This window comes from Thioalkalivibrio sulfidiphilus, from assembly GCF_000377945.1.
Classification (GTDB): Bacteria; Pseudomonadota; Gammaproteobacteria; order Ectothiorhodospirales; family Ectothiorhodospiraceae; genus Thioalkalivibrio_A; species Thioalkalivibrio_A sulfidiphilus_A.
The window spans coordinates 1-26974 of the sequence record NZ_KB898947.1 but is presented as its reverse complement, the minus strand read 5'-3'; the positions used below and the strand labels follow the sequence as shown (position 1 = coordinate 26974).

Below are 26974 nucleotides of genomic sequence, written 5' to 3'. Positions count from 1 at the left end.
CCATCCGGCCAGCACACAGGCCGAAAGACCTGTTATCGGCTACAGGCATGGGGAACGGGATTTAATATATCATGTTGCTTTGACATAAGGCCCACCGAACCACGAGGAGCCCGCATGAAACCCCGCACCGTCACCCTCACCGATAACGCCACGGGCAAACAGATCGAGCTCCCGGTCCACGAGGGACAGCACGGCCCGGCGGCCATCGATATCCGCACGCTGTACAAGGAACTGGGCTACTTCACCTACGACCCGGGCTTCATGTCCACCGCCAGCTGCTCCAGCGCCATCACCTACATCGACGGTGATGAGGGCGTGCTCATGTACCGGGGCTATCCCATCGAGCAGCTGGCCGAGCACAGCACCTATCTGGAGACCTGCCACCTGCTGCTCTACGGCAACCTGCCCAGCTCGGATGAACTGAGCAAGTTCTCGCGCATCATCAAGGAGCACTCCATGCTCCACGAGGCGATCCGCCGCTTCTACGGCGGTTTCCGCCACGATGCGCACCCCATGGCCATCATGGTGGGCGTGGTGGGCGCGTTGTCGGCCTTCTACCACGACAACACAGACGTCCATAACCCAAGGCACCGGGAGATCTCCGCCCATCGGCTCATCTCCAAGATGCCCACCATCGCCGCCTGGTCCTACAAGTACGCCACCGGACAGCCCTTCCAGTACCCGGACAACAACATGGGCTACACGGAGAACTTCCTCAAGATGATGTTCAGCGTGCCCACGGAGGAATACAAACCCAACCCGATCTTCGTGCGCGCCCTGGACCTGATCCTGATCCTGCACGCCGACCACGAGCAGAATGCCTCCACCTCCACGGTGCGCCTCTCAGGCAGCTCCGAGGCCAATCCCCTCGCCGCGGTCTCAGCCGGCATCGCCTCCCTGTGGGGGCCGCTGCACGGCGGTGCCAACGAGAAGGTGATCAACATGCTCGAGGAGATCGCCAGGACCGGCGACGTGAACCAGTACGTCAAGCGCGCCAAGGACAAGGACGACCCCTTCCGGCTCATGGGCTTCGGCCACCGGGTGTACAAGAACTACGACCCGCGCGCCAAGATCATCCGCAAGATGTGCCACGAACTGCTGGCGGAACTGGGCACCGAAAACCAGCCCCTGTTCGACGTGGCCCTGGAGCTGGAACGCATCGCCACCGAGGACGAGTACTTCGTGGAGCGCAAGCTCTATCCCAACGTGGACTTCTATTCCGGCATCATCTTGCGCGCCATGGGCATTCCCCTGAACATGTTCACGGTGATCTTCGCCCTGGCCCGCACCGTGGGCTGGATCTCCCACTGGAACGAAATGATGGACGACCCCGAGTCGCGCATCGGCCGCCCGCGCCAGCTCTACGTGGGCAGCGCGCCCCGGGAATACGTGCCCATTGAGCAACGGTGAGTTTGGATGTAAATTAGAAAAATCTAATATTGAAAGGAGGCTTTCGCATCATGACCATCGACCGTTTCGTTATGGCCTTTGCCGGCACCGTGATCCTGGTGACCCTGGCCCTGTCCCAGCTGCACAGCATCTACTGGCTGTGGTTCACCGCATTCGTGGGCTTCAACCTGCTGCAGTCCGCCTTCACCGGCTTCTGCCCCCTGGCCATCATCCTGAAGAAGCTGGGCGTGACCCCCGGCCAGGCCTTCGGCTGATCAGCGGGTGCGGCAATGCCCGGCTTGCCGGGCGGTTTGCACCCCGGACCGGCGCCCTGCCGGTCCGGGTCCCTTGAGCCCTACTCAAGGAGTTCCCCATGCACAAAGACACCCCCTATAGCATCCACGCCCTGGAACTGGGGCCCATGGAGAACTTCATCTACCTGATCCATGACCACGCCACGGACACCGCTGCGGTGGTGGATCCCGCCTGGGATGTGCCCGAGGTGGAGGCCCTGGCCGAACGGCTCGGGGTACGCATCACCGACATCCTGCTCACCCACAGCCACCACGACCACATCAACGGCATCGGCGAGGTACTGGAGCGCCATGACGCGCGTATCCACCTGCTCAAGCCCGAGGCCCAGTTCTGGGGCCAGCAGCTCGCCCGCCCCGAACTGCACCACGGGGGCGACCGCATCCGCATCGGCGAGACCGAGATCGACATCCTGCACACCCCGGGACACACCCCCGGCTCCGCCTGCTATCGCATCGACCGGGACCTGATCACCGGCGACACCCTGTTCGTGTTCGGCTGCGGGCGCTGCGATCTCAAGGGCGGCGACCCGGAACAGATGTTCCAGACCCTCAAGCGCATCCGCGACGACCTGCCCGCCGACACCCTGATCCACCCGGGCCACAACTACGCAGAGAATCCCACCTCCACCCTGGCGGAGCAGGCCGAGGGCAATCCCTTCATGTGCTTCACCGAAGTGGATAAGTTCATCCGCTACCGCATGGTGGATCATGACCGGATCCGCCACACCCCCTACCGGGCCGAACCCTGCAGTCACGCCCATCACAAAGCCTGAGCAAATCACTTGACCGATTGCCCATTCGGGCATACACAAGGATATAAGGCATACATCGACGGGTGAGGGGAAATCGCCGCCAGCCGTGCCCGATACCCGGGACGCGGCAAGGCATAATATCCCCAAATTCCCGGAGGACACCGATGTTTTCGCATACACACGGACCGTATAGCCCGGCAGCAGTCCGCCCGCGCCGATTTCCTGGCAGATGGATGTTGATCACGGCCTTGTGGCTCACACTGTTCCTGCCGCTGGCTGCCACACAGGCGCAGGCAGCCCCGGATACCCAGCAGCCCACCCTCAAGTTCGGACTGCTGCCCTTCGCCAGCCCCGTGGCCCTGTTCGAGCGTTTCGCCCCCCTGCGGGACTACCTCAACCTGCAGCTGGGCACCCAGTTCGTACTGGAGACGGCACGGGATTTTTCCGTGCATGTGCAGCGCATCGAGGCCGGTGACTACCACCTGTTGCTGACCGCACCCCATTTCGTGCCCATCGCCCTGGACAGCGGCCACTACCAGCTGCTGGCGGCCTACAAGGAGGACCTGTCCACCGTCTACCTGGTGGGCCGGTACGACCCCGCCACCGACCTCAGCGCCCTGGCCGGCCGGCGCATCGGCACGCCGCCCCCGGAGGCACTGATCACCCTCGTGGGGGAGGACCACCTGCTCAAGATACTGGGAGACCAGGCACCCACCCCGGCTTTCGTCCCCTTCCCCAGCCACAACGCCGCCATCCACGCCATTGCCAGCGGCCTGGTGGATGCCGCCGCGGTGTCCATCAACGTGGCACGCATGGAAATCAACCGGGGCGTTGCGGTGCGGATCCTGGACGAGACCCCGTCCTTCCCCGGCGTCGGCATTCTGGCCCGCAAAGACCTGGCCGAGCCCCTGCGCGAGGCGCTGCGGGAAACCCTGATCGGCATGACCGATCGCGAAGACGGCAGCGACGTGCTGCGGGTGATGATCTACGCGGGCTACAAGCCCGCGAGCGCCGAGGACTATGAACCCTTCCGGGCCATCCTGCCCCGTGCACGCCAGTACCTGAGCCCCGCGAGTCCCGAGCCCTGACCATGCGCCTGCGCTTCTCGCTCCAGATCATCATCGGTGCCGTGGCCATCCAGGTGGCCATGGTGAGCCTGCTGGTCTGGAACACCACCCACCAGATCCGCGAGAGCCATACGGAGCTGCTGGTACGCTCGGCGGAGCAACAGAGCCTGCTCATGACCAGCGCGCTTGTGCCGGGTCTCGCCTACAGCGACGCCGCCATGCTTCAGGACGTGCTGCAGCTGGTCTCCGGCCAGCCCGACCTGGTGTACGCCGTGGTGATCGATGCCGGCGAGCGGCGCCTGGCCGTCGTGGGCACGCCGCCGGAGTCCCTGCTGCCGGTTACCGGCACCCAGATCGATGACCGTGGCCAGGTGCACATCACCCGCCGCATCGACCTGGCCGGTCAATCCCTGGGGCTGCTCGGCGTGGGCTACTCTCCCGAGGGCGTCAACGCCCTGAGCGACGCCCTGCTGGAGCGCAACGTCACCCTCGGCATCGCCATGCTGGCCCTGTCCATCCTGGCCGCGGTGCTCTTCGGACTCGTGGTCACGCGGCGGCTCAGACAGCTGGATACCGGCGCCCGTGCCTTTCGGGCCGGGCGGCTGGATCATCGCATCCCCCCGCTGGCCAATGACGAAATGGGCGACCTGGCCCGCGCCCTCAATGCCCTGGCCTCGGACCTGGGTCAGTCCCAGAGCACGCTGCGCCAGCAGAACCTCAAGCTCAACCGCTCCGTGGAACGCATGGAGGCCCTGTTGCGCGGCGCCGAGGCGGTGCTCTGGGAGGCGGAGCCGTCCACCGGGCAGTGGCGTTTCGTCAACGGTGACACCCAGACCATCCTGGGCATCTCCGCCCAGCAGATCGGTCAGCCCGGCATCCGCGAGGCCCGCGTGCATGCCGATGACCTGCCCCGGCTGCGCGAGACCTACCGAAACGCGGGGCCGACCCCCAGCTCCGTGGATTACCGCTACCGCAGCGACGACGAAAGCTGGGTCTGGCTCAGGGACATCGTCTCCTCGGCCAGCGACAGCGATGGCCAGACGGTGCTGCGCGGTCTGACCCTGGATGTGAGCCCCCAGAAGCAGGCCGCGTTGGCCCTCGAGGACAGTGAGAGCCGCTACCGCGAGGTCATCGAACACGTCTCGGAGGTCATCTTCCGGACCGACCACCAGGGACGCTGGACCTTGCTCAATCCCGCCTGGGAAGAACTCACCGGATACAGCATTGCCGAATCCCTGGGCCGCCCGGTCGGCGAGTTCGTCTGCGCCGAGGACAGCCCCCTGCTGGAGGCCCTGACGAACCAGCTGCTGCATGGCAAGAAGTCCCAAGTCCGGGATGAATTGCGCCTGCTCACCCGAGCGGGCGAGCCCCGCTGGGTCTCCGTGTTCGTACGCAGCAGCCTGGACGCCGAGGGTCGCGTCATCGCCACCTTCGGCACCCTCACCGACATCACCGAACGCAAACGCGCCGAGGAAGAGATCCGTCGCCTGGCCTTCTACGACAGCCTCACGGAACTGCCCAACCGCAGCCTGCTCTACGATCGCCTGCGTCTGGCCATGGCCAGCGCGGCCCGAAGCCGACACCACGGCGCGATCCTGTTCCTGGACCTGGACAACTTCAAGGACATCAACGACACCCTGGGCCATGACGTGGGCGACGAACTGCTGCGGCAGGTGGCCAGCCGCATGCGGGGTACCATCCGGGATACCGATACCCTCGCCCGCCTCGGCGGCGATGAATTCGTCATCATCCTCAACGACCTGCACCCGGAACAGGCCCAGGCGGCGGTCGAGGCCGAGACACTCGGCAGCAAGCTGCTGCATCTGCTCTCCGAGCCGTTCCGGCTGGGTGAACACGAACGCCACTGCACTCCCAGCATCGGCGCCACGCTGTTCGGCGATGGCGACGTCAGCGTGGACGAACTGCTCAAGCAGGCGGACCTGGCCATGTACCGGGCCAAGGATTCTGGGCGCAACACCCTGTGCTTTTTCGAACCCGAGATGCACCAGGTGGTCAAGGCGCGCGCGGCCCTGGAGGCGGATTTCCGCAAGGCCCTGCGGGACGATGAGCTGCAGCTCTACTACCAGCCTCACGTGAACGACCAGGGACACATCCTCGGCGCCGAGGCCCTGCTGCGCTGGTCCCACCCGGAACGCGGCATGGTGCCGCCCATGGAGTTCATCGCCGTAGCCGAGCAGACCGGGCTCATCATCAAACTCGGCCACTGGGTGCTTCAAACCGCCTGCCAGCAGCTCGCCCGCTGGCACCGGGAGAGCCACTGGATGCGGATCAACATGGCGGTCAACGTCAGCGCCAAGCAGTTCCGTCATCCGGATTTCGTGCGCGAGGTGGCCGAGATCCTGCAATCCACCGGCGCACCTGCGCAACACCTGGTCCTGGAGCTGACCGAGAGCCTGCTGCTGGAGGACACCGAGACCGTCATCACGCGCATGAACGCCCTGAGGGAACTGGGCGTAGGCTTCGCCCTGGACGACTTCGGCACGGGATACTCTTCCCTCTCCTACCTCAAGCGACTGCCGCTATCGGTGCTCAAGATCGACCAGTCATTCGTGCGCGACATCCTCGTGGACGCCAATGACGCGGCCATCGCGGAAATGATCATCACCCTGGCGAAGACCCTGGGATTGGAGGTGATCGCCGAGGGCGTGGAAACCCCGGAGCAGCGGGATTTCCTGCTGGAGATGGGCTGCCACCAGTTCCAGGGCTACCTGTTCGGCCGCCCGGGTCCTGTGGATCAACTGGAGAAGCGACTCATGGGCCGGCGCACGGGGACCCACAACTGAGCCCGCAGGTGGCCTTACCCGGGACCGTATCCACGAGTCCTTCCCGGACATCGCTGTTCGCGGCAGGGTCGCCGCTCCTACGGGGACGATCGTAGGAGGCCTGACCCCGGGCCGAACGAGGGAGCCAGGCAAACAAGTCAATGGCCCCGTCCTGGTAAACAAAATGACGGCCTTGGCATCGTGCGCCCGGAAGGATTGATTCGGGCCTTCCATGGCCCTCACCCGAGGGGCATCGCGCTGGCGCGCAATGTCAGACTGGCTGTCCTGCCAGCCTTATGATTCGGGCCTTCCATGGCCCTCACCCCTGCGGGGCGGTGCCTTGCAGGCACCGTCAATCCGGCTGTCCTGCCGGATTAATCGAACCTGAGGTTCGAACCAGGGCCTCCCAGCCCGCCAGACAAACAAAAAGGCCCCGTCCAATGGACGGGGCCTTTTTGTTTGTCTGGCGCGCCCGGAAGGATTCGAACCTCCGACCACCTGGTTCGTAGCCAGGTACTCTATCCAACTGAGCTACGGGCGCTTTCAAAGCGGCGCATTATGGGGCGGCGTGGCCCGGGCGTCAAGTGCCGGGGCGTGGCGCAGGCCCAGACAGGATTGTCTGCATAGGGGAATCCGGCAAAACCGGTTGAACCCTGGGGGTTTGCTTGAGTCTAGATTCCCGGGGACTAGAATAAACCCCAGCAGGATTGCCGTATTCACGCTCACGGGACGGCCCGTCCGCCCCTTGAATTCGTTCGTTTGGTCGCATCATCAAGGAGGTGTTTCATGCATCAACCCATCAAGCTCGCCCTCTCTTTTGGTATTGCCATGACCCTGGGTCTCGGCGCCATGAGCCAGGTCCACGCCATCGATTCCGTGGAGGCGACGGTGGATTACCGCAAGGGCGTCATGCGGGCCATCGGCGGCAACACCGCCGCACTGGCCGCCGTGATCGTGGACGGTGCCAATGAATACCGGGACAACCTGGCCATCCATGCCCGCTACATCGTGGACATGACCCGCGACATCCCCGCCCTGTTCCCGGAGGGCAGCGACTTCGGCGAGACCAACGCCCTGCCCGCCGTGTGGGAGAACCAGGAACGCTATGCCGAGCTCTCCGAGAACACCCACAAGGCCGCTGTCGCCCTGCTGGGGGCCATCGAGGGTGGCGAGCAGGACCTCGGTCCCCGCTTCCGTGAACTGGGCCAGTCCTGCCGCGCCTGCCACGACGACTTCCGTCAGCGCAACTAAGGGCCTCCGTGTCCCGTCTTGATGCATCCGTGCCGCGCGGCCCCGGCGGGGCCGCGCGGTACCTCCTCGCGCTGGTGCTGCTCCTCTGCCTGATGCCGGTGGCCGGGGCAGTCACCGCGGACGAGGACCTCATCAAGCGCGGCGAGTACAACCTGCGCGCCGCCGGCTGCATCTCCTGCCATACGAAAAAAGAAGACGGCGCCCCGTTTCTGGCAGGCGGTCGTGCCATCGAAAGCCCCTTCGGCACCTTCTATGGACCCAACATCACCCCGGACAAGGAGACCGGTATCGGCAACTGGTCAGTCGATGACCTGGTGCGTGCCCTGACCGAGGGACGCGGCCCCGACGGGCGCCATTACTACCCCGCCCTGCCCTACACCTCCTACACCCGCATGAAGCGGGAGGACATCGAGGCCATCTGGGCCTACCTGCAATCCATCGAACCGGTGCGGCTGGAAAACAAGCCCCACGAACTGGTCTGGTTCGCCCGCTTTCGCCCCGCCCTGCGCTTCTGGAACGTGCTGCACCTGCGCCCGGGTGAATTCGTACCCCGTGAATCAGAGTCGGACGAATGGAACCGTGGTGCCTACCTGGTCAACGCCATGGCCCACTGCGCCGAGTGCCACAGCCCGCGCACCCGCACCGGCGGCCTGGACCCCAGGCTTCTGTTTGCCGGTCAGCGCCTGCCGGATGGGAGTGTGATCCCCAATATCACCCCGGACCGGGAAACCGGCATCGGCCGCTGGACCCAGCGCCACATCGTGCGTTATCTGGACACGGGCATGGATCCGGATGGCGACTTCGCCGGCGGTTCCATGGCCGATGTGATCGAGCACGGCACCACGCACCTGAGCAACCAGGACCTGCGTGCCATGGCCGTCTATCTCATGTCCCTGGAGCCCATCCGCCACGACGTGCGCTGATGGGCTGAACCGACGCTCAGGGGCCGACGAAAGCGCGAATCAGCGGAATGCTCTCTTCCAGATGCGCAAAGGCGTGATCGCCGCCCGCGAACACCTTCACCTCGGCGATCCCCTCGTAGGCCTGCACCGCCATACGGTAATCCAGCACCTCGTCACCCTCATCGAGCAGCACGAGCGCAGGCACCAAAAGCGGCACGTCATAGGCCATCAAGGCCTGCACGTCCGCCTCGGTCCAGTCATAGGGCTCGCCGGTGTAGTAGTTGCGCACCGGACCGATCAGCGTACGCAGAAGCTCCGCCTTCACCACGGGATTGATCAGCACGGCCCTGGCCTCAAAATGACGCGCGAGATAACGGCTGTAGAGACCGCCCAGGGATGATCCGATGAACACGCAGGGCTCCCGCCCCGCACCCGCCGCCTCGGCCTGCGCGAGCAGGTTATGCACCGCTTCATCCGGCGCATAACCATAGTCGAGACCGATCACGCGATGTTCGGGCAACAGCTGCTTGAGCGCCTGCCCCTTGCGGCTCTGGGACGTGCTGCCGAAACCGTGGACGTAGAACAGGATCATGAATGCAATGGATTACGACACGGCCCTGAGCATATTGACGAATTCGGACTCTTGGCTTGCGGTCAGCAGAAGCTTGTCCGTTGATCGGGTCATGGCCACGTAGAGCAATTTCGCATCCGAGGCAGGATCGTCGTACTGACCCGGCAGGCCTCCTACCCCTGGAATGACCACAACCGGGAACTCCAGACCCTTGCTGCTGTGCATCGTCATGACCTTGACGGTATCCCGCGCCGGGTCAAAGGCCTTCTTCTCGACGGACTCCACGAGGCTATCAACGGGTATACCCGATGCGCCCAATCCCTTTGTAAGCTGCTTGGCAAGATTGCGGGAGTGGCAGGTGACAGCCATATCTCGCCAGAGGACTCCTTCACGGTTGAGCCGTGACAGCGTGTGTGCGATGTAGCGGATCTCCTCATCGAGAGATGAACACAGCTTCAGATATGGTGGTGGCCCATGGCGACCAGCCGCCTGGGGTTCGACCAGTGGCACATGGTCCTCGTCAGAGTCCGTCGGGTTCAGGTAATGCTTGGCGAATCGGTAGGCAAAATCGAGGATTTCATTGGTGTTGCGATAGTTGAGCTTCAGTATCGTGGTACGGCCACGGGCCTGTATACCCACGCTGGAGAGGCTGAAATCCAGTGCCCTGTTCTTCTTGTAGATGGACTGGGCGTCATCGTAGAGCAGCAGCAGGGACCCCTCGTCGGGATCGACCATCTGAACGACCAGCCTGAGCCAGTCGGCCTCGAAATCATGGCCCTCGTCGATCATCAGGGCGCCATACTGGCCGCGGGGGATCTGCCCCTTGTCAGTGGCCTCGATCACCCTGGCAACCAGTTCTTCCAGGTAACGATCACCCGGTGCGGGTCGCTGAACGTGGTAGCGCTTGAGCTGCTCACCGCACCAGTCGTGGAAGTGGTAAACGTGGACACGGTCGTTGATGCCCTGCGCCTCCATCATGCCCCGCAACCGGGCTGCCAGGGTGATATTGAAACAGATGACGAGGATGGGCTTGTGCAGAAGGCGGGCCAGATAGAGGCAGCGGTACCCTAGAATCAGCGTCTTGCCAGAGCCCGCCACACCATGGATGACCCGATGCCCCTGGCCGAGACTCCGGGCCAGCTGCTCCTGCTGCATATCCATCACTTTGATCAGGTCAGGAATCAGTTCGTCAGCTGATTTGCCTTCCTCGCCCCCTGCCCCATCATCAGGTGTCTCGTCGAACAACCCCGCCTGACCGTCCCCGATCCGGATCTCAGGAAAGATGTGCCAGCGCACCCGGTCGATCTGCGGCAGGCTCATCTGACGCGCAAAGCTGACATTGAACATGTCCCAGAGACGCTTCTGGAACTCCTCCGGATCCGTGCTCTCCATCATCTCGTCACGGCAGATCACCTGGTGCTCTGGCATGACATCCACCATGCCACTGGCATTGAACTGCTCGCGGCTGATCTGGGTCAGGACCACACCATAGCCATAAGGAAAGCAGAGCTTGCCCTGATAGCGTCCAGAGGGGTTGACCAGCTGCGGATCGCTTTCAAGACGGTTGACCAGCTGGTAAGCGCACTGGCGCACCTGTTCCAGGGGATTGCTGGCGGTGTTCAACCCATTGGGCGTCAGCAGGGTCACGCTGCTTCTATCAAGGCTGTGGATGGTCTCCATCTTCCAGTCCTTGACCTCAAGCAACAGAAGACCACGGGCGGGGTGCAGGACAATAAAGTCCGAATATCGTTGCCGCCGCCCCACTGGCATCTCGTACCAGCAGAGATAGTCATCTTCCAGATGACTCTCGAGACGACGCGCAAAACGCTTCTCACCGGCCTGCATGCGACCAAGGCAACTCGTTAGTGAGGGTATCAAGGTTGCCATGATGCTTGAGGAATCCCCGTCAGCCTTCCTGCTTCTGCAAAAGCTTCAATGTCTGCACAAGAGTTGGCACATCGTCACGAATGATGCTCCACAGGGTATCGTTATCGATTCCAAGATATGCATGGATCAACCGATTTCGCGTTGCGATGATCATCCTCCAGGGAATGTCGGGATTCTCTGCACGTACCACTTCCGGAACATGCGTCGCGGCCTCCCCGATGAGTTCCAGGTTACGGAGCGTGGCATCGTAGTTGATCGGCGTGGCAACAAACGCATCCTGGTCCATGCCCGATGTGTATGAGAGTACGTTGCCGGAAAATCGGATCATGTCATCGATGTAGAAGCGCCATTCGCGCTCAGACATTGATCGCTTCCTGCTCGATATAGGGGCGCAACTCAGGTCTCAAGGCCTTGTTGGACACCAGGTCCACCGGGCGACCCAACTGGTCCTCGAGGAGGAATTGAACACCGAAGTAACGCTCGGAGGTCGCAGGCCCATCGAAATCGACCACCACATCCACATCACTGTCGGCCCTGGCCTCATTTCGCGCCGTCGAACCGAACAAGGCCAAACGTGTGACGCCAAATTTCTCAGCCAGTTCAGGCTTGAGCCGGGAAAGCACCTTGAGTGCCTCGTCCCGGTTCGCGACCGGCCGTTGGGCCCCTTTATTGTGGCCATGTTCTGGCGTTAGGTACCGACAGCCACGCCCCCGTCCCACACTCACCAGACGTCGTTTTTCAACCAACAATGCCAAGCGACGCTGCAAGGTGCGTCTTGGGATATCGGCATCCAGCACGCTGGCGATCTCCTCCACCGATGCGCCAGTAGGAAACGCGCCGATGGCCCGACAGATGGTGTCGAGTTCAGTCTGTGAGGGGGTTCTGGGCATCGAGCACCTGCTGTACAACGCGATACCATCGAGCATAGCCAGCAATGTGGCGCATTTCAATAATCGCGCCACATTTCCCCGCCAATCCCAAGGCATGTCAGGACCACCCCGCCATAAATCACACCAGTGCGCGGCACGCGAGCTTCCTGCTTGGAATAATCGACCAGGGGACAATATCAGGAATCTGCAGTCGCTATATCCAAACAAAAAGGGGCCCCGGAAAACCGGGACCCCTTTACGTTTCGATATGGCGGAGAGAGAGGGATTCGAACCCTCGATGGGCTTTTGACCCATACTCCCTTAGCAGGGGAGCGCCTTCGACCACTCGGCCATCTCTCCGGGTTTGCTGCACATGAAGGCCTGACTGCAAGTCAGGCGCGTAGGATACCCGCCACTCCCTGGCAGGTAAAGGTTTGGGCTACGGGCGGCTCAGTTACCGCCGGTGGCCTGGCCTTCGTCACCCTCGTTCTTGATGCGCTCGTAGATCTCTTCACGATGCACGGCCACATCCTTGGGGGCATTGATGCCGATGCGCACCTGGTTGCCCTTCACGCCCAGCACAGTCACGGAGACCTGGTCTCCGATCATCAGGGTTTCGCCGACACGGCGGGTCAGAATCAACATAGTCCTTACTCCATTGCTCCAATCACCAAAGTCCAATAGCCGCACATCGTTGTGCGACACTCCTTGTGCCCCGAACCGGCCGCAGTCGTTTCAAGCTCCCTGCTGCGGTTTTTCCAGTTCGAAGGCGTCGTGCAAGGCCCTGACGCCCAGTTCCAGGTATTTCTCATCCACCACCACGGATACCTTGATCTCCGAGGTGGAAATCATGCGGATGTTGATACCCTCTTTGGCCAGGGCCTTGAACATCTTGCTGGCGATGCCGGCGTGGGAACGCATGCCCACGCCCACCAGCGAAATCTTGACGATCTTGGGATCGCCCGACACCTGTCGTGCGCCCAGTTCAGTAGACAGGCCCTTGAGGATGCCCAGGGCCTTGTCGTAGTCGTTGCGGTGCACCGTGAAGGTGAAGTCCGTGGTCGCATCGGCGCCCACGTTCTGCACGATCATGTCCACCTCGATATTCGCGTCCGAGATGGGACCCAGGATGCGGTAGGCCACACCAGGCTGGTCCGGTACACCCAGTATAGTCAGCTGGGCCTCGTTCTGATTGAACGCGATGCCTGAAATCAGCGCCTGTTCCATGCCTTCTTCCTCGAACGTGATCAGTGTGCCGGGGCCGTCCTTGAAGGAGGACAGCACGCGCAGGGGCACGTTGTACTTTCCGGCGAATTCCACCGAGCGGATCTGCAGCACCTTGGAGCCGAGGCTGGCCATCTCCAGCATCTCCTCGAAGGTGATGCGATCCAGGCGCCGGGCGTTGGGCACGACGCGGGGGTCGGTGGTGTAGACCCCGTCCACGTCGGTGTAGATCTGGCACTCATCGGCCTTGAGCGCCGCCGCCAGTGCCACGGCGGTGGTGTCGGAGCCGCCCCGTCCCAGGGTGGTGATGTTGCCGTGCTCGTCCACGCCCTGGAAACCGGCCACCACCACCACGCGCCCGTCTGCCAGATCCCGACGCACCCGGGCGCCGTCGATGTCGCGGATGCGGGCCTTGTTGTGGGCGCTGTCGGTGAGGATGTGCACCTGGGCACCGGTGTAGGAGCGCGCCGGACAGCCACGGGCCTCGAGCGCCATGGCCAGCAGGGCGATGGTGACCTGCTCGCCGGTGGACAGCAGCACGTCCAGCTCGCGGCCCTCGATGCGGGGGTTGATGGAGCGGGCCAGCCCCAGCAGGCGGTCGGTCTCGCCGCTCATGGCGGAGACCACCACCACCACCTCGTGGCCATCCTTACGATAGGCCAGCACCTTGTCGGCCACGTGCTGGATGCGCTCCACCGAGCCCACCGAGGTCCCGCCGTATTTCTGTACGATCAATGCCATGTGTGTGCCTGCATCAGGCGGTTATTGTGCGATGCCGCAAATCCGGGACGCCATTAAACACGAAACCGCCGAAATTATGAAGAAAATCTTTCAGCCCAGCCGTTCGCGGACCCAGTCGGGCACCGAGGCCAGCGCCCCGGGCAGACCCGAGGGATCGGTGCCGCCTGCCATGGCCATGTCTGGCCGTCCACCGCCCTTGCCGCCCACCTGCTGGGCCACGGCGTTGACCAGTTCACCGGCCTTGAGGCGCGCGGTCTGGCCCTGGGTCACACCGGCCACCAGGCTCACCTTGCCGTCCTTGACCGTGGCCAGTACCACGGCGGCCTCGCCCAGCTTGTTCTTGAGCTGGTCCACGGTGTCGCGCAGGGACTTGGGATCGGCGCCTTCCAGGTTGGCGGCCAGCACCTTGATGCCGTTCACCTCCACGGCCTGATCGGCGAGGCTGGAACCTGCGGCGCTGGCCAGCTTTCCCTTCAGCGCCTCCAGTTCCTTTTCCAGCTGCCGGCTGCGTTCCACGAGCAGGGCCACCTTCTCGTCCAGGTCGCCGCGACCGGCCTTGACCATCTCCGCGATGCGGGACAGGTTCTTTTCCGTCTCGCCGATGTAGTTCAGGGCGTTCTCACCGGTGACCGCCTCGATGCGGCGGATGCCCGAGGCCACGCCGGACTCGGAGAGGATCTTGAACACGCCGATGTCGCCGGTGCGGCGCACGTGGGTGCCGCCGCACAGTTCCGTGGAAAAGCCGCCCATGGACAGCACCCGCACCTCATCGCCGTACTTCTCGCCGAACAGGGCCATGGCGCCGGACTCCAGGGCCTTGTCAATGGGCATGATGCGCGCCTCGACCTCGGCATTGGCGCGGATGGCCGCGTTGACCCGCCGCTCGATGCGCTCCAGTTCCTCGGCGCTCACGGGCTGGAAATGGGAGAAGTCGAAGCGCAGGCGGTCGGGGGCCACCAGGGAACCCTTCTGCTGCACGTGATCGCCCAGGATCTCCCGCAACGCGGCATGCATCAGGTGGGTGGCGGAATGGTTCAGCACCACCGCCTGGCGGCGGGCCTGGTTGACCTTCGCACCCAGCACGTCGCCCTTGGCAATGCGCCCTTCCACCACGCGACCCACGTGGGCGTGGGCGGCACCGTGCTTGCGGGTGTCGGTGACCTCGAAGATCACGCCCTCGGCCAGCAGCTCACCGGTATCGCCCACCTGGCCGCCGGATTCGGCGTAGAAGGGCGTCTCGTCCAGCACCACCAGGCCGTGCTCACCGGATGCAAGTGCGTCCACAGGCTCGCCGTCCTTGAACAGGGCGATGACCCGGCCCCGGCCGTCCAAATGCTCGTAGCCGGTGAAGGCACTCTCACCTTCGATCTTGATCTTGCCATGGTAATCAGCGGCGAAATGGCTGGCGGCCCGGGCGCGTTCACGCTGAACCTCCATCTCCGCCTCGAAACCGGCCATATCCAGGGTCAGGCCCCGCTCCCGGGCGATGTCGCCGGTCAGGTCCACGGGGAAGCCGTAGGTGTCGTAGAGCACGAAGATGGTCTTGCCGGGAATCTCGGTGCCCTTGAGTCCGGCGATGTCCTCTTCCAGGATGCGCAGGCCCTTCTCCAGGGTCTCGGCGAAGCGCTCCTCTTCCTGGCGCAGCACCCGCTCCACCATGGGCTGGGCCTTGACCAGCTCCGGGTAGGCCTCGCCCATCTCGGCCACCAGGGGGCTCACCAGTCGGTGGAAGAAGGGCTCATCCAGGCCCAGCTTGTGGCCGTGACGGGCGGCGCGGCGGATGATCCGGCGCAGCACGTAGCCGCGGCCCTCGTTGGCGGGCATGACGCCGTCGGCCACCAGGAAGCTGCAGGATCGGATGTGATCGGCGATCACCCGCAGGGAAGGGCTCGTGGGATCCGCGCCCTTCGCCATGTCGAGGATGGCGCGGATCAGGTTCTGGAACAGATCGATCTCGTAGTTGGAGTGCACGCCCTGCATCACGGCTGCCAGACGCTCCAGGCCCATGCCGGTGTCCACGGAGGGACGGGGCAGCGGGGTCAGGGTGCCGTCCTTGGCCCGGTCGTACTGCATGAACACCAGGTTCCAGATCTCGATGTAGCGATCGCCATCCGCCTCGGGGGTGCCGGGCGGGCCGCCGGGGACCTCGGGACCGTGGTCGTAGAAGATCTCGGTGCAGGGGCCGCAGGGACCGGTATCGCCCATGGACCAGAAATTGTCCGAGGCGCCGATTCGGGAGAAGCGCTCGGGATTGACGCCCACTTCCTTGAGCCAGATCTCGGCCGCCTCGTCGTCCTCCTCGAACACCGTGACCCAAAGCTTTTCCTCGGGCAGCTTGAGTACCTGGGTGAGGTACTCCCAGGCGTACTGGATGGCCTCGCGCTTGAAGTAGTCGCCGAAGCTGAAGTTGCCCAGCATCTCGAAGAAGGTGTGGTGGCGCGCGGTGTAGCCCACGTTTTCGAGATCATTGTGCTTGCCGCCGGCGCGCACGCAGCGCTGGGAGCTGGTGGCGCGCACGTAGGGGCGCTGCTCACGACCCAGGAAGACATCCTTGAACTGCACCATGCCGGCATTGGTGAACAACAGGGTGGGGTCGTTGCCCGGGATCAGCGGGCTCGAAGGCACCACCTCGTGGCCCTTGGACCTGAAGTATTCGAGGAAGCTCGTTCTTAAGTCGGCGCTTTTCATAAAGGTCTCGGTGTGAATCAAATTCAAGATTCAAGATTCAAGATTCAAAGGGACAGACCACACAAGCTCATCAGCCTTTGAATCTTGCACTTGAACTTTGAATCATCTTTTCAGGGCCCGCCGCACCATGTCGGCGGAGAAACCACGATACTGCAGGAAGCGGGCCCGTTTCGCCCATTCCCTGGCATCCTTGGGGAGCAAGTCGCCGAAGCGCCGATGCAAGGCCTCCTCGGCAAGCCGCTGCCAGTCAGCCACGGCGGCGGCGATACCCGCCTCGGCCTCGGCCTCATCGATGCCCCGTTCGCGCAGTTCGGCGACGATACGCACCGGACCGTAACCCTGTTGGACCCGGTGGCGCACGAAGGTTTCCACGAAACGCGCGTCGCTCTGGTATCGCTGCGCCGCGAGCCGGTCAAGGGCCTCGTCCAGTGCCTCGGGCTCATGGCCCTTGTGGGCGAGCTTGCGACGCAGCTCCGAGCGGCTGTGCTCGCGGCGCGCCAGGAGTCGCACGCCGTCGGCATAGGGATCGCCCGGCTCAGTGGGGTCCTCAGACTTCCGCCGATTCCGCCTCATCCGCCTTGGCCGACCGCTTGGGCAGGTGCTTCTCGCGGATCTGGCGCTCGATCTCCCCGGCCATCTCCGGGTGCTCCTTGAGGAAGCTGCGGGCGTTGTCCTTGCCCTGGCCGATGCGCTCGCCATTGTAGCTGTACCAGGCGCCGGACTTGTCCACGATGCCGTCCTGCACGCCGATGTCGATCACCTCGCCCAGGCGCGAGATGCCCTCGCCGTAGAGGATCTCGAACTCCGCCTGCTTGAAGGGCGGGGCCACCTTGTTCTTGACCACCTTCACCCGGGTCTCGTTGCCGATCACCTCGTCGCCCTTCTTGATGGCGCCGGTGCGGCGGATGTCCAGACGCACGGAGGCGTAGAACTTGAGCGCGTTGCCACCGGTGGTGGTCTCGGGGTTGCCGAACATGACGCCGATCTTCATGCGAATCTGGTTGATGAAGATGACCAGCGTGTTGGAGCGCTTGATGTTGGCGGTGAGCTTGCGCAGGGCCTGGGACATGAGCCGGGCCTGCAAGCCCACATGGGCATCGCCCATCTCGCCCTCGATCTCCGCCTTGGGCGTGAGCGCGGCCACGGAGTCCACCACCACCACGTCCACGGCGCCGGAGCGCACCAGCATATCGGCGATCTCCAGGGCCTGCTCGCCGGTGTCCGGCTGGGAGACCAGCAGGTCGTCCACGTTCACGCCCAGCTTCTCGGCGTAGCCCGGGTCCAGGGCATGCTCGGCGTCCACGAACGCGGCGGTGCCGCCCTGCTTCTGGCACTCGGCGATCACCTGCAGGGTCAGGGTGGTCTTGCCCGAGGATTCAGGGCCGTAGATCTCCACCACGCGGCCCTTGGGCAGGCCGCCGATGCCCAGCGCGATGTCGAGCGCCAGGGAACCGGTGGAAATGGCCTCCACGTCGCGCACGGCGCTGCTGTCGCCCATGCGCATCACGGCGCCCTTGCCGAACTGGCGCTCGATCTGCCCGAGTGCTGCGGACAGGGCCTTCTTGCGGTTTTCGTCCACGGTGATTCCTCGCAATCTGTTGGGTGCCCTGGAGGGTCAGGACACTAGATGGTGTGTCGGCGGCATCCGGGGGACACCAAACCTCGGATTATCCCATAGAACCGGAGCGCTCCGAAAGCGAGCCCGGCGGACTGTCGCCCAGCGGATAGGTTCTGAGCACTTCATAGCCCTCGCCGGGCCGGGAGCACACCAGACAGAAGGCATCCGCCTCCCAAACGCCGCCGGGCGGCGACACCTCCGGTAGGCGGCCGGGCAGACGGCGAATCAGGGTCACGTGGGGATGGAAGGGACGCGGATCGGGCTCCAGGCCGCAGTCCGCGAGCAAGCCGGCCAGGGCGGCGGCCAGATCCCCGAGGGCGGGTGGGCAGAGGGATGGGCCGGTCCAGAACAGGCCGCGCTTGAACAGACCGATACGGTCCAGCGTCATCCGGAAGGGCGCCCCACGCACCTGCTGAGCCCCCTGCTCCAGGCAGTCCCGGGTGGCTGCGTCCACGTCGCCGGCAAAGGCCAGGGTCAGATGCAGATTCCGGGACGGTACGGGACGCCCTCCGGATAAAGGCTGGCCTTCACGCCACCGGACCAGGGCCCGGCGCTCTTCGTCGGAGGGCCAGAGGGCGAAGAACAGTCGCTGTGGGGTGTCTTGGGTCTCTTCCATGAGTCCTCCCGTAGGTGGTAGACAACGATGAAAACACAAAGGCCGGAACGCAAAGGGCCGAAGCCTCCGGGGATGGCAGGGTTGTTCTGTTTCGACCAGGGCACTGCACAACCTTGGCGCATCCCTTCGAGTCCCTGGCGGCCAGTTTCCTGCCTTCCTTGAGACCGGGATTCAGGGCGACAGTCTTGCCAACACGCCCCCCAGGGCCGCGGCCACCGCCTGGCGGCGCACGGCATCCCGGTCGCCGTCGAACTGATAGCGGCGCGCCTCTGCGCCACTGCCGGCCCCCGCCCAGGCGAGCCAGACGGTGCCCACCGGCTTCTCGGGGCTGCCGCCGCCGGGGCCGGCCACCCCGCTCACCGCCACCGAGACATCGGCACCGCTGCGGGCCAGGGCACCTTCCGCCATGGACCGTACAGTGGCCTCGCTGACCGCACCGTGGACATCCAGGACCGCTTGCGGCACGTCCAGCAGTTCCATTTTGGCGCTGTTACTGTAGGTCACCAGACCCCGCTCGAACCAGGCGGAGCTGCCGGGAATGTCCGTGAGCAGCTTCGCGATCCAACCGCCGGTGCAGGACTCGGCGGTTACCAGCCTCAGTCCGGCTGTGGCGAGGGCCTGCCCCGTGTCCCGGGCCAGTCCGGCGAGTGCCTCGTCCCCGGGAACCACGACCTCAGTCCAGCATGCGGCGAATCCGGGCACCCACCAGGAAACCCTGTCCCTCTGGTTCCTCGCGGACCACCTCCACCTCGGCACGCAGGGGTCGGACCAGGGTGTTCTCGGGGCTCACGGTGGCCTCGAGGATGGCGCCGGGTCCGAAGGAACGGCCTGCGTGGAAGGAAAAGCCCTGGGCGCTCAGGTCACGCCCCTCGGCGTTCAGGACCTCGCCCGTGGCCATGTGCCTCAACTGCACGGTGCAGTCGATCTGCATGCGATGGAAATCCCGCTTCTCCTCGTAGTCCCGGCTCATGCCACCTCCCCTGTTGTTCGCCCGCATGGCGGGCTGTTTTGGCTTCCGGGAACTGTAGCCCCATCCCGCCCGGCAGGGAAAGGCCGGACGGGCGGGGAACGGACAGGCGTCAGAGGAAGTCGGGCAGATGGCTGCGAATGGTGTCCACGTCGTGGGTCGTGAGGTTCTTGTCCAGTTCGCCGACGATGGACTTCTGGGTCACGCTGTTCATGCACTGGCGCATGGTGCCCAGGAAGGCGGGAGCGGCCACGATGTAGAGCTTCTCGAACACGCCCGTGGCCCGGGCGTTGTTGAGACGGTCGCACAGCACCTTGGCAAAACGCACTGCCTCCTGCTTCTTGGGCGGAACCTCCTTGCCCATGGCATGACGGCCGTCGCCAGTACTGTCGAAGGCGCGCCCCGGTCGATCGGAGTTGAGATCCTGGTCGTGGAGACGCCCCTCGGGATGGCTGATGTCTTCCACCTCCTGCAGGGCACTGAAGGACTTCTCGGCGCTGAAGATCCGGGCGCGGCTGGCGTCTGCGACAATCACCCATGTGGTCATGCGGTCACCTCCTTCAAGGTTTGCGAAACAGCACACGAAAAAGCGGCGCGCCATGTGGCGGCGCCGCGAGAATCAAACAACCATGAAATCAGCAGGATGGCGGAAAAACATCATGCCAACTCGAGACCTGAGGCAGGCTGACAGCACTGCATCGACGCTGTGCGCCGAAGATCCCGAGTAACCACGAAAGTGCCCTTCATATGTGCTGAATATAGCCTCTTACTCGAATCCCACCAGCCCCGCGGTCGGAAATTCGAGTTGTCCTTGATCCTGGTCAGGTCATGTAGAATTCCCGCCCATGTCAAGCCACCCCACCGCCACCGCCAGCCCCCAGCACACCCCCATGATGCAGCAGTACCTGGGCATCAAGGCGCAGCACCCGGACATCCTGGTGTTCTACCGCATGGGCGACTTCTACGAGCTGTTCTACGATGACGCGATCCGCGCCGCGCGCCTGCTGGACATCACCCTGACCAAGCGCGGCCAGTCCGCCGGCGAACCCATCCCCATGGCCGGGGTGCCGGTGCACGCGGTGGAGAGTTACCTGGGACGCCTGATCCGCCTGGGAGAGTCGGTGGCCATCTGCGAGCAGATCGGCGACCCAGCCACCAGCAAGGGCCCCGTGGAACGCAAGGTGGTACGCATCGTCACCCCCGGCACGGTCACGGAAGAGGCCCTGCTGGAGGAACGCCGGGAGAACCTGCTGGTGGCGGTGTGCGGCCGGGAGAACCGCTTCGGCATCGCCGCCCTGGACGTGAGCACCGGGCGCTTCCGGGTCCTGGAGGTGGAAGGTGTCGAGGCCCTGACCGGCGAACTGGAGCGCTTGAACCCGGCGGAGCTGCTGCTGCCCGAGGGCCAATCCCTGCCCGGGACCAAGCGCCCGGGCACGCGCCTGCGAGCGGTGTGGCACTTCGAGGCCGAGGCCGCCCGCATCCTGCTCACCCGGCACTTCGGCACCCGGGACCTGGCCGGCTTCGGCTGCGAGGGCCTGGCGCTCGCCTCCGGCGCCGCCGGGGCCCTGCTGCAGTACGTGCAGGACACCCAGATGAGCGCCCTGCCCCACATCAACGGCCTGGGGGTGGAACGCCGGGAGGACGGCATCATCCTGGACGCCGCCACCCGCCGGAACCTGGAGCTGACCCAGAACCTGGCCGGCGGCCGGGAACATACCCTGGCCGCGGTGCTGGATGAGACCGCCACCGCCATGGGCAGCCGCCTGCTGTCCCGCTGGATCCACCAGCCCCTGCGCCGCCGGCAGGACCTGGAGGCGCGTCTGGGCGCGGTGGCAGAACTGCTGGAGGGCCGCGGCTACCGGGCGCTGCACGAGCGGCTGCGGCGCATCGGGGATATGGAGCGCATCCTCTCCCGGGTGGCCCTGGGCTCCGCACGGCCCCGGGACCTGGTGACCCTGCGGGACTCCCTGGCCGTGCTGCCGGAGATCCGCGGGCTGCTGGCCGGGACCCCCGCGCCGCGGCTTGAGCAGCTCGCCGGGAGCGCCGGCGAACACCCGGCCGTGGTGGACCTGCTCACCCGTGCGGTCATCGAACAGCCCCCGGTACTGATCCGCGACGGCGGCGTCATCGCCCCCGGCTACGACCCGGAGCTGGACGAACTGCGCGCCCTGTCCGAGAACGCCGACCAGTTCCTGGTGGACCTGGAGGCCCGGGAGCGAGAACGCACCGGCATCCACACGCTTAAAGTGGCCTACAACCGGGTGCATGGCTACTACATCGAGATCAGCCGCGCCCAGGCGGAGAAGGCCCCGGACGACTACACCCGGCGCCAGACGCTCAAGGGCGCCGAGCGCTTCATCACCCCGGAACTCAAGGCCTTCGAGGACAAGGTGCTCTCCGCCCGGGAGCGGGCGCTGGCCCGGGAGAAGGCCCTCTACGAGGCCCTGCTCGAGGCCCTGCTGGAACCCCTGCCTGCCCTGCAGCGCACGGCCGAGGCCCTGGCGGAACTGGACGTGCTGGCCTGCTTCGCCGAGCGCGCCGAGACCCTGGGCTATAGCCGCCCGGAACTCACCGACACCCCCGGCATCTTCATCGAGGACGGCCGCCACCCGGTGGTGGAGCAGGTACTGGACGAGCCCTTCGTGGCCAACGGCGTCGAGCTCACGGACACCCGCCGCATGCTGGTGATCACCGGTCCCAACATGGGCGGCAAGTCCACCTACATGCGCCAGACGGCGCTGATCGTGCTCATGGCCCACCTGGGCGCGTTCGTGCCCGCGCGCCGGGCGTTGCTCGGCCCCGTGGACCGCATCTTCACCCGCATCGGCGCCTCGGACGACCTGGCCTCCGGGCGTTCCACCTTCATGGTGGAGATGACTGAGGCGGCCAACATCCTCAACAACGCCAGCGAACACAGCCTGGTGCTCATGGACGAGATCGGCCGGGGCACCTCCACCTTCGACGGCCTGTCGCTCGCCTGGGCCTGCGCCGAGCACCTGGCCCGGCACAACCGGGCCTTCACCCTGTTCGCCACCCACTACTTCGAGCTGACCGCGCTGGCCGAGCAGCACGAGGCCATCGCCAACGTGCACATCGACGCCGTGGAACACGGCAACCGCATCGTGTTCCTGCACGCGGTCAAGGAAGGCCCCGCCAACCAGAGCTACGGCCTGCACGTGGCGGCCCTGGCCGGCGTGCCCGCGGCGGTGATCAAAAAGGCCCGCCAGCGTCTGGCGGAGCTGGAACGCCAGAACCTGGCCGCCAGCGCTGCCGACCCCCAGTTGGGCCTGTTCGCCCCCGCCCCGCCACCCTCGCCCGCCCCGGATCCGTCCCTCGAGGCCCTTCGCGAGGCGGTCGAGGACCTGGACCCGGACAGCCTTTCGCCCCGGGAGGCGCTGGAGGTCGTGTACCGGCTCAGGGCGCTATTGGCAAAGTGAGAAGGGTGAATTGGGAAGTGGGAATTGAAGTCCTTGACTTCCCACTTCCCACTTCCCACTTCCCACTTCCCACTATCATCCCAACTTCCCAATCTACACTTCAAAGTTTCCCTATCTTTCTGACCAACGGTCATTTTTTTTGACGAGCGTAAAAAGTGTCGCATTGCACAATTATGTGATATTCATCACAATAATGCCATCTGAGTGATGATCCCCGAATTGGGGCCTTCACCAGACCGCGCGGCACCGGCACTCACCGGGCGCCGGGCGATACCGAAACGGCGTCTCGCCCATTGCCCGGAAGCACCATCGTGAACCAACCCCAGGTCACCCGTCGTGACTACGAAGAGCTGAGCCCGGCGCGCAAGCTGCTGGTGTTCGCCTTCATCGGCGTGGCCGTCTGGTACCTGAGCTGGCGCGCCGGCACCCTGAATCCCGATGCCCTGACCTTCTCCCTGCTGCTCTACGGCGCGGAGCTGTTCGGTTTCACCGCCACCCTGCTGCACATCTTCATGACCTGGCGCCTGAAGTGCCGGGTGAGCCCGCCGGTGCCCGAGGGGCTCAAGGTGGCGGTGTTCATTCCCACCTACAACGAGTCCGTAGACCTGGTGCGCAACACCCTCATCGCCGCCCTGCACATGGACTACCCCCACGAGACCTGGCTGCTGGACGACGGTAACCGACCCGCCATGCGGGCGCTGGCGGCGGAGCTGGGCGCCCGCTACCTGGCGCGCGGCGACAACCTGCATGCCAAGGCAGGCAACCTCAACCACGCCCTGGGCCATACGGATGCGGAGTTCATCGCCGTGTTCGACGCCGACCACGCCCCCCAGCGCCATTTCCTGGAACGTACCCTGGGCTACTTCTCCGCCGACGAGAAGGTGGCCTTCGTGCAGACCCCCCAGGACTTCTTCAACCTGGACTCCTACCAGCACCGCTGGCTGCCCGGGCGTCGCTCCGTGTGGACCGAGCAGTCCCTGTTCTTCCGGGTGATCCAGCGGGGCAAGGACACCTGGAACGCGGCCTTCTTCTGCGGCAGCTGCGCCGTGGTGCGCCGGGAGGCGCTGGATCGCATCGGCGGCTTCGCCACCGAGACGGTCACCGAGGACCTGCACACCTCCATCCGCCTGCACAAGCTGGGCTACCGCTCCGTGTATCACCCGGAGTCGCTGGCCTTCGGTGTGGCACCCTCCAACGTGGTGCCCTTCCTCAAGCAGCGCATCCGCTGGGGCCAGGGGGCCATGCAGGTCTGGCGCCAGGAAGGGGTGCTCACCGCCCGGGGGCTGACGCTGGCCCAGCGGCTCAATTACTTCGCCTCCATGTCCACCTATTTCGACGGCTGGCAGAAGGCCATCTTCTACCTGGCCCCTGCAGTGGTGCTGCTCACCGGTGTGATGCCCATCAACGCCCTGGGGATGGAGTTCTTCGTGCGCTTCATCCCCTACTACCTGCTGTCCTTCTGGCTGTTCGAGGAACTGGGCCGGGGCTATGGACGCACCGTGCTCATCGAGCAGTACAACATGGGCCGCTTCGCCGCCTTCGCCTGGGCGACACTCGCCCTGTTCAAGCGCCACCTGCGCTTCTCGGTGACCCCCAAGGGCCTGTCCCGGGCCCGGGAGACCTACCACTTCCTCACCCCCCAGATCCTGATCCTGGCGCTCAACGGCATCGCCCTCCCCCTGGGCCTGGCCCTGTTCATGGTCCTGGACAATCACCTGCCCCTGGAGGCTGCGGTCGTCAACCTGATCTGGGCCAGCCTGAACATGGCGCTCGCCCTGTCGGTGGTGCTGTTCACGCTGAACCGCGCAGACCAGCGCCGCAACGAGTACCGCTTCCCCATCCCTCTGCCCGCGCGCATCAGCACGGACAGCGGGGAGGAACTGCTGGCCACCGTGGACGACATCTCCTCCGCCGGCTGCCGCCTCTACGGTCCACTGCCCGAGAGCCTGGAACCGGGCCGCTGGATCAGCGGCGAGATCGCCCTGCCCAGCGGCAGGCAGTCGTTTCGCGCTCGGGTCGCCTCACGGATCGCCTCCGAGAGCCCGGAGGGTGGCTATACCAAGGCCATCGGTTGCGAATTCCACTGGAGCAGCAGTCAGGAGCGGGATGCCCTGAAGCTGTTCCTGTACGGTTCTGACCTGCAGTGGCAGCTTCACAGCCTGAGCGAACAATCCCGCACCCCCCTGGACCGACTGCATCGGCTGATCCATGGCCAGTCCCTGCGCGAACCGGCGCTGGATCACTGGAGCGCCGTGACCTTCCGGGTGGGTGAGGATGGCCAAAGTGAGCTCGGGCTCATCTCCCTGCCTCTGGACGAGGACGGGCCCCATCGGATCATCGGCTTCCACCCCCTGCCCGAGGGGGTGAGCATCCAGGGACAGCTGGTCACCCGCACCCGGCAGGCGGATTTCCGGGCCGTCACGGGCCTGATGCGCAGCCTGGAGAGTCCCGTGGCACCCCTGTACCTGGCCCCGGTCAACGATTTCGAGATCCACGAGACATGGCTACATACCGAGCCCGCCCCCGTCGCCTCCGCGGTCAGCGTCGCGGCCTGACACACCTGCTGGCACTGGGCCTCCTGCTAGCTGGCCTGCTGGCAGCCGCACCTGCCTGGTCCCAGGAGAGGCTGTGGCTGGCCGGGGCCGAGCTCAGCCCCGGCAACAGCTACGCCTATGCCGGCGTCCTGCTGCCCGCCTTCGGTGGCAACCTGGGCGAGGGCTTTGTGCAGCGCTACTGGGTGGACCGGGTCACCTACCGTTATGACAGCAATGGCCAGACCATCGAGGCCAAGGGCCCCGGCGCCGAGGCGGCCCTGGGTTACGTGACGCCCACCACCGGCGGCAGCCTCTCGGGCATGCTCGGCATCGTCTACCGGGACACGCGCCTCAGCCCCGACGACCCGGACAGTGCCGCCCGTGGCGCCCACTGGAGAGTCAAGGCCCAGGGCGAGTTCAACCACGCATTGACCGATGAACTGGACCTCGCCCTGATGGCCAGCTACGTGTTCGGCCAGCGGGGCTACTGGAGCCGCGCCCGCCTGGGTCATGCCCTGGGCAACGGCCTGCGCGCAGGCCCCGAACTGGTGATCCAGGGCGACCCCGACTACCGGGTGACCCAGTACGGCGCCTTCCTGACCGGCCTGCGCCTCTCCTCCTCCGTGCAGGCCGGCGTCAAGGCCGGCATGCGCGACCAGCGCGACGAGAGCACCCGCGGGTACCTGGGACTGGAACTGACCGGACTTTTCTGAAGTCGGAAGTGTGAATTGAGAAGTGGGAAATGAAGCCCTTACTTCCCACTTCCCAATTCACACTTCGCACTTCCTGAGTGGGTTCTCGAATTCAACCTCCCTTGCCGATACACTTGGCGGCAAAATATCCAGAAGAGGCCCGCCCATGACATTCGTCGTCATCGAAAACTGCATCAAGTGCAAGTACACCGACTGCGTGGAGGTCTGCCCCGTGGACTGCTTCCACGAGGGGCCCAACTTCCTGGTCATCGACCCGGAGGAGTGCATCGACTGCACCCTGTGTGAACCCGAGTGCCCGGCCGAGGCCATCGTGCCCGAGGATGACATCCCCGAGGGCCAGGAAGTTTTCCTGGAACTCAACGCCGAGCTATCCCGCCAGTGGCCGGTGATCACCACCCGCAAGGAACCGCCGCCCGACGCCGAGGAGTGGGACGGCAAGCCCGACAAGCTCAAGTACCTGGAGCGATAGTGTCCTGTCTGATAAATATCTTGCCATTCAGAGCCTCGCAAAAGCGCCAAGGCAAGGCGCGCACCGCAGCCAATGGCACGCCCTTGGCAAGGTGCGCAACGCCGCATTGGCGCTTTTGCGAGGCTCCCTGCGGGCGCGGCTGTGCGGGCGTGTGGCGTTGTTACGCTTGCTTGAAATGGGGG

24 protein-coding genes and 2 tRNA genes are annotated in these 26974 nt (G+C 64.9%); 11 read left to right on the top strand and 15 right to left on the bottom strand.

The window, feature by feature from the left end:
- Nucleotides 1-114 precede the first annotated feature (114 nt).
- From D580_RS0111245 to D580_RS0111225, 5 genes are all read left to right on the top strand, one after another.
- Nucleotides 115-1410, top strand: coding sequence for a citrate synthase (locus D580_RS0111245; RefSeq protein ID WP_018954482.1), 1296 nt, complete (start codon nt 115-117; stop codon nt 1408-1410).
- A gap of 50 nt (nt 1411-1460) precedes the next feature.
- Entirely contained in the window at nt 1461-1664 is a 204-nt protein-coding gene (locus tag D580_RS0111240) for a YgaP family membrane protein (RefSeq protein ID WP_018954481.1), read from the top strand.
- 98 nt (nt 1665-1762) lie between these two features.
- On the top strand, nt 1763-2476 hold the full coding sequence (locus D580_RS0111235) for an MBL fold metallo-hydrolase (RefSeq protein WP_018954480.1): 714 nt from the start codon (nt 1763-1765) through the stop codon (nt 2474-2476).
- Nucleotides 2477-2688: 212 nt separating this feature from the next.
- On the top strand, nt 2689-3543 hold the full coding sequence (locus D580_RS0111230; protein WP_018954479.1) for a phosphate/phosphite/phosphonate ABC transporter substrate-binding protein: 855 nt from the start codon (nt 2689-2691) through the stop codon (nt 3541-3543).
- A gap of 2 nt (nt 3544-3545) precedes the next feature.
- The gene (locus D580_RS0111225) at nt 3546-6326 is read left to right on the top strand and encodes an EAL domain-containing protein (protein WP_018954478.1); all 2781 of its coding nucleotides are present in this window, start codon (nt 3546-3548) and stop codon (nt 6324-6326) included.
- 443 nt (nt 6327-6769) lie between these two features.
- Here the strand turns inward: D580_RS0111225 and D580_RS0111220 are convergent.
- Nucleotides 6770-6846, bottom strand: a tRNA-Arg gene (locus D580_RS0111220).
- 245 nt (nt 6847-7091) lie between these two features.
- On the opposite strand from D580_RS0111220, the gene D580_RS0111215 reads away from it, so the two are divergent.
- Complete coding sequence (locus tag D580_RS0111215; RefSeq protein WP_018954477.1) at nt 7092-7556, top strand: c-type cytochrome; 465 nt, start codon at nt 7092-7094, stop codon at nt 7554-7556.
- A gap of 92 nt (nt 7557-7648) precedes the next feature.
- On the top strand, nt 7649-8479 hold the full coding sequence (locus tag D580_RS0111210) for a c-type cytochrome (protein ID WP_038043630.1): 831 nt from the start codon (nt 7649-7651) through the stop codon (nt 8477-8479).
- Nucleotides 8480-8495: 16 nt separating this feature from the next.
- On the opposite strand, the gene D580_RS0111205 is transcribed toward D580_RS0111210, so the two are convergent.
- From D580_RS0111205 to D580_RS0111140, 14 genes are all read right to left on the bottom strand, one after another.
- Nucleotides 8496-9050, bottom strand: coding sequence for a YqiA/YcfP family alpha/beta fold hydrolase (locus tag D580_RS0111205; protein WP_018954475.1), 555 nt, complete (start codon nt 9048-9050; stop codon nt 8496-8498).
- Nucleotides 9051-9062: 12 nt separating this feature from the next.
- A complete protein-coding gene (locus tag D580_RS0111200; protein ID WP_018954474.1) occupies nt 9063-10874 on the bottom strand; it encodes a 3'-5' exonuclease in 1812 nt (603 codons plus the stop codon).
- Nucleotides 10875-10935: 61 nt separating this feature from the next.
- Complete coding sequence (locus tag D580_RS0111195; RefSeq protein WP_018954473.1) at nt 10936-11280, bottom strand: DUF86 domain-containing protein; 345 nt, start codon at nt 11278-11280, stop codon at nt 10936-10938.
- Nucleotides 11273-11806: a nucleotidyltransferase family protein gene (locus D580_RS17025; RefSeq protein WP_331270972.1), complete on the bottom strand. Its 534-nt coding sequence runs from the start codon at nt 11804-11806 to the stop codon at nt 11273-11275. The genes D580_RS0111195 and D580_RS17025 overlap by 8 nt, the downstream gene beginning before the upstream one ends.
- A 248-nt stretch (nt 11807-12054) precedes the next feature.
- A tRNA-Ser gene (locus D580_RS0111185) sits at nt 12055-12145 on the bottom strand.
- A gap of 90 nt (nt 12146-12235) precedes the next feature.
- Complete coding sequence (gene csrA / locus D580_RS0111180) at nt 12236-12430, bottom strand: carbon storage regulator CsrA (protein ID WP_012637860.1); 195 nt, start codon at nt 12428-12430, stop codon at nt 12236-12238.
- A 90-nt stretch (nt 12431-12520) separates the two neighbouring features.
- A complete protein-coding gene (locus tag D580_RS0111175; RefSeq protein ID WP_018954471.1) occupies nt 12521-13750 on the bottom strand; it encodes an aspartate kinase in 1230 nt (409 codons plus the stop codon).
- 90 nt (nt 13751-13840) lie between these two features.
- A complete protein-coding gene (gene alaS / locus D580_RS0111170) occupies nt 13841-16438 on the bottom strand; it encodes an alanine--tRNA ligase (RefSeq protein WP_018954470.1) in 2598 nt (865 codons plus the stop codon).
- Nucleotides 16439-16540: 102 nt separating this feature from the next.
- Complete coding sequence (locus D580_RS0111165; protein WP_018954469.1) at nt 16541-16948, bottom strand: regulatory protein RecX; 408 nt, start codon at nt 16946-16948, stop codon at nt 16541-16543.
- A gap of 37 nt (nt 16949-16985) precedes the next feature.
- The gene (gene recA / locus D580_RS0111160; protein ID WP_018954468.1) at nt 16986-18017 is read right to left on the bottom strand and encodes a recombinase RecA; all 1032 of its coding nucleotides are present in this window, start codon (nt 18015-18017) and stop codon (nt 16986-16988) included.
- An 88-nt stretch (nt 18018-18105) separates the two neighbouring features.
- A complete protein-coding gene (thpR, locus tag D580_RS0111155; protein ID WP_018954467.1) occupies nt 18106-18672 on the bottom strand; it encodes an RNA 2',3'-cyclic phosphodiesterase in 567 nt (188 codons plus the stop codon).
- Nucleotides 18673-18843: 171 nt separating this feature from the next.
- Nucleotides 18844-19341 carry a CinA family protein gene (locus D580_RS0111150; protein WP_018954466.1) on the bottom strand — a complete coding sequence of 166 codons (498 nt, stop codon included), beginning with the start codon at nt 19339-19341 and terminating at the stop codon, nt 18844-18846.
- A 4-nt stretch (nt 19342-19345) separates the two neighbouring features.
- On the bottom strand, nt 19346-19642 hold the full coding sequence (locus D580_RS0111145; RefSeq protein WP_018954465.1) for a PilZ domain-containing protein: 297 nt from the start codon (nt 19640-19642) through the stop codon (nt 19346-19348).
- Nucleotides 19643-19751: 109 nt separating this feature from the next.
- The gene (locus tag D580_RS0111140; RefSeq protein ID WP_018954464.1) at nt 19752-20186 is read right to left on the bottom strand and encodes a host attachment protein; all 435 of its coding nucleotides are present in this window, start codon (nt 20184-20186) and stop codon (nt 19752-19754) included.
- A 298-nt stretch (nt 20187-20484) separates the two neighbouring features.
- Between D580_RS0111140 and mutS the strand changes: the two genes are divergently transcribed.
- The 4 genes from mutS (at nt 20485) to fdxA (ending at nt 26792) form a co-directional block, all read left to right on the top strand.
- Nucleotides 20485-23076, top strand: a complete 2592-nt coding sequence (mutS, locus tag D580_RS0111135; protein ID WP_018954463.1) for a DNA mismatch repair protein MutS — start codon at nt 20485-20487, stop codon at nt 23074-23076.
- A 311-nt stretch (nt 23077-23387) separates the two neighbouring features.
- Nucleotides 23388-25631, top strand: a complete 2244-nt coding sequence (locus tag D580_RS15470) for a glycosyltransferase (protein WP_018954462.1) — start codon at nt 23388-23390, stop codon at nt 25629-25631.
- Entirely contained in the window at nt 25577-26323 is a 747-nt protein-coding gene (gene bcsS, locus D580_RS0111125; protein WP_018954461.1) for a cellulose biosynthesis protein BcsS, read from the top strand. Before D580_RS15470 ends, bcsS begins: the two co-directional genes overlap by 55 nt.
- 145 nt (nt 26324-26468) lie before the next feature.
- A complete protein-coding gene (fdxA, locus tag D580_RS0111120) occupies nt 26469-26792 on the top strand; it encodes a ferredoxin FdxA (RefSeq protein WP_018954460.1) in 324 nt (107 codons plus the stop codon).
- The last annotated feature ends 182 nt before the right edge of the window (nt 26793-26974 follow it).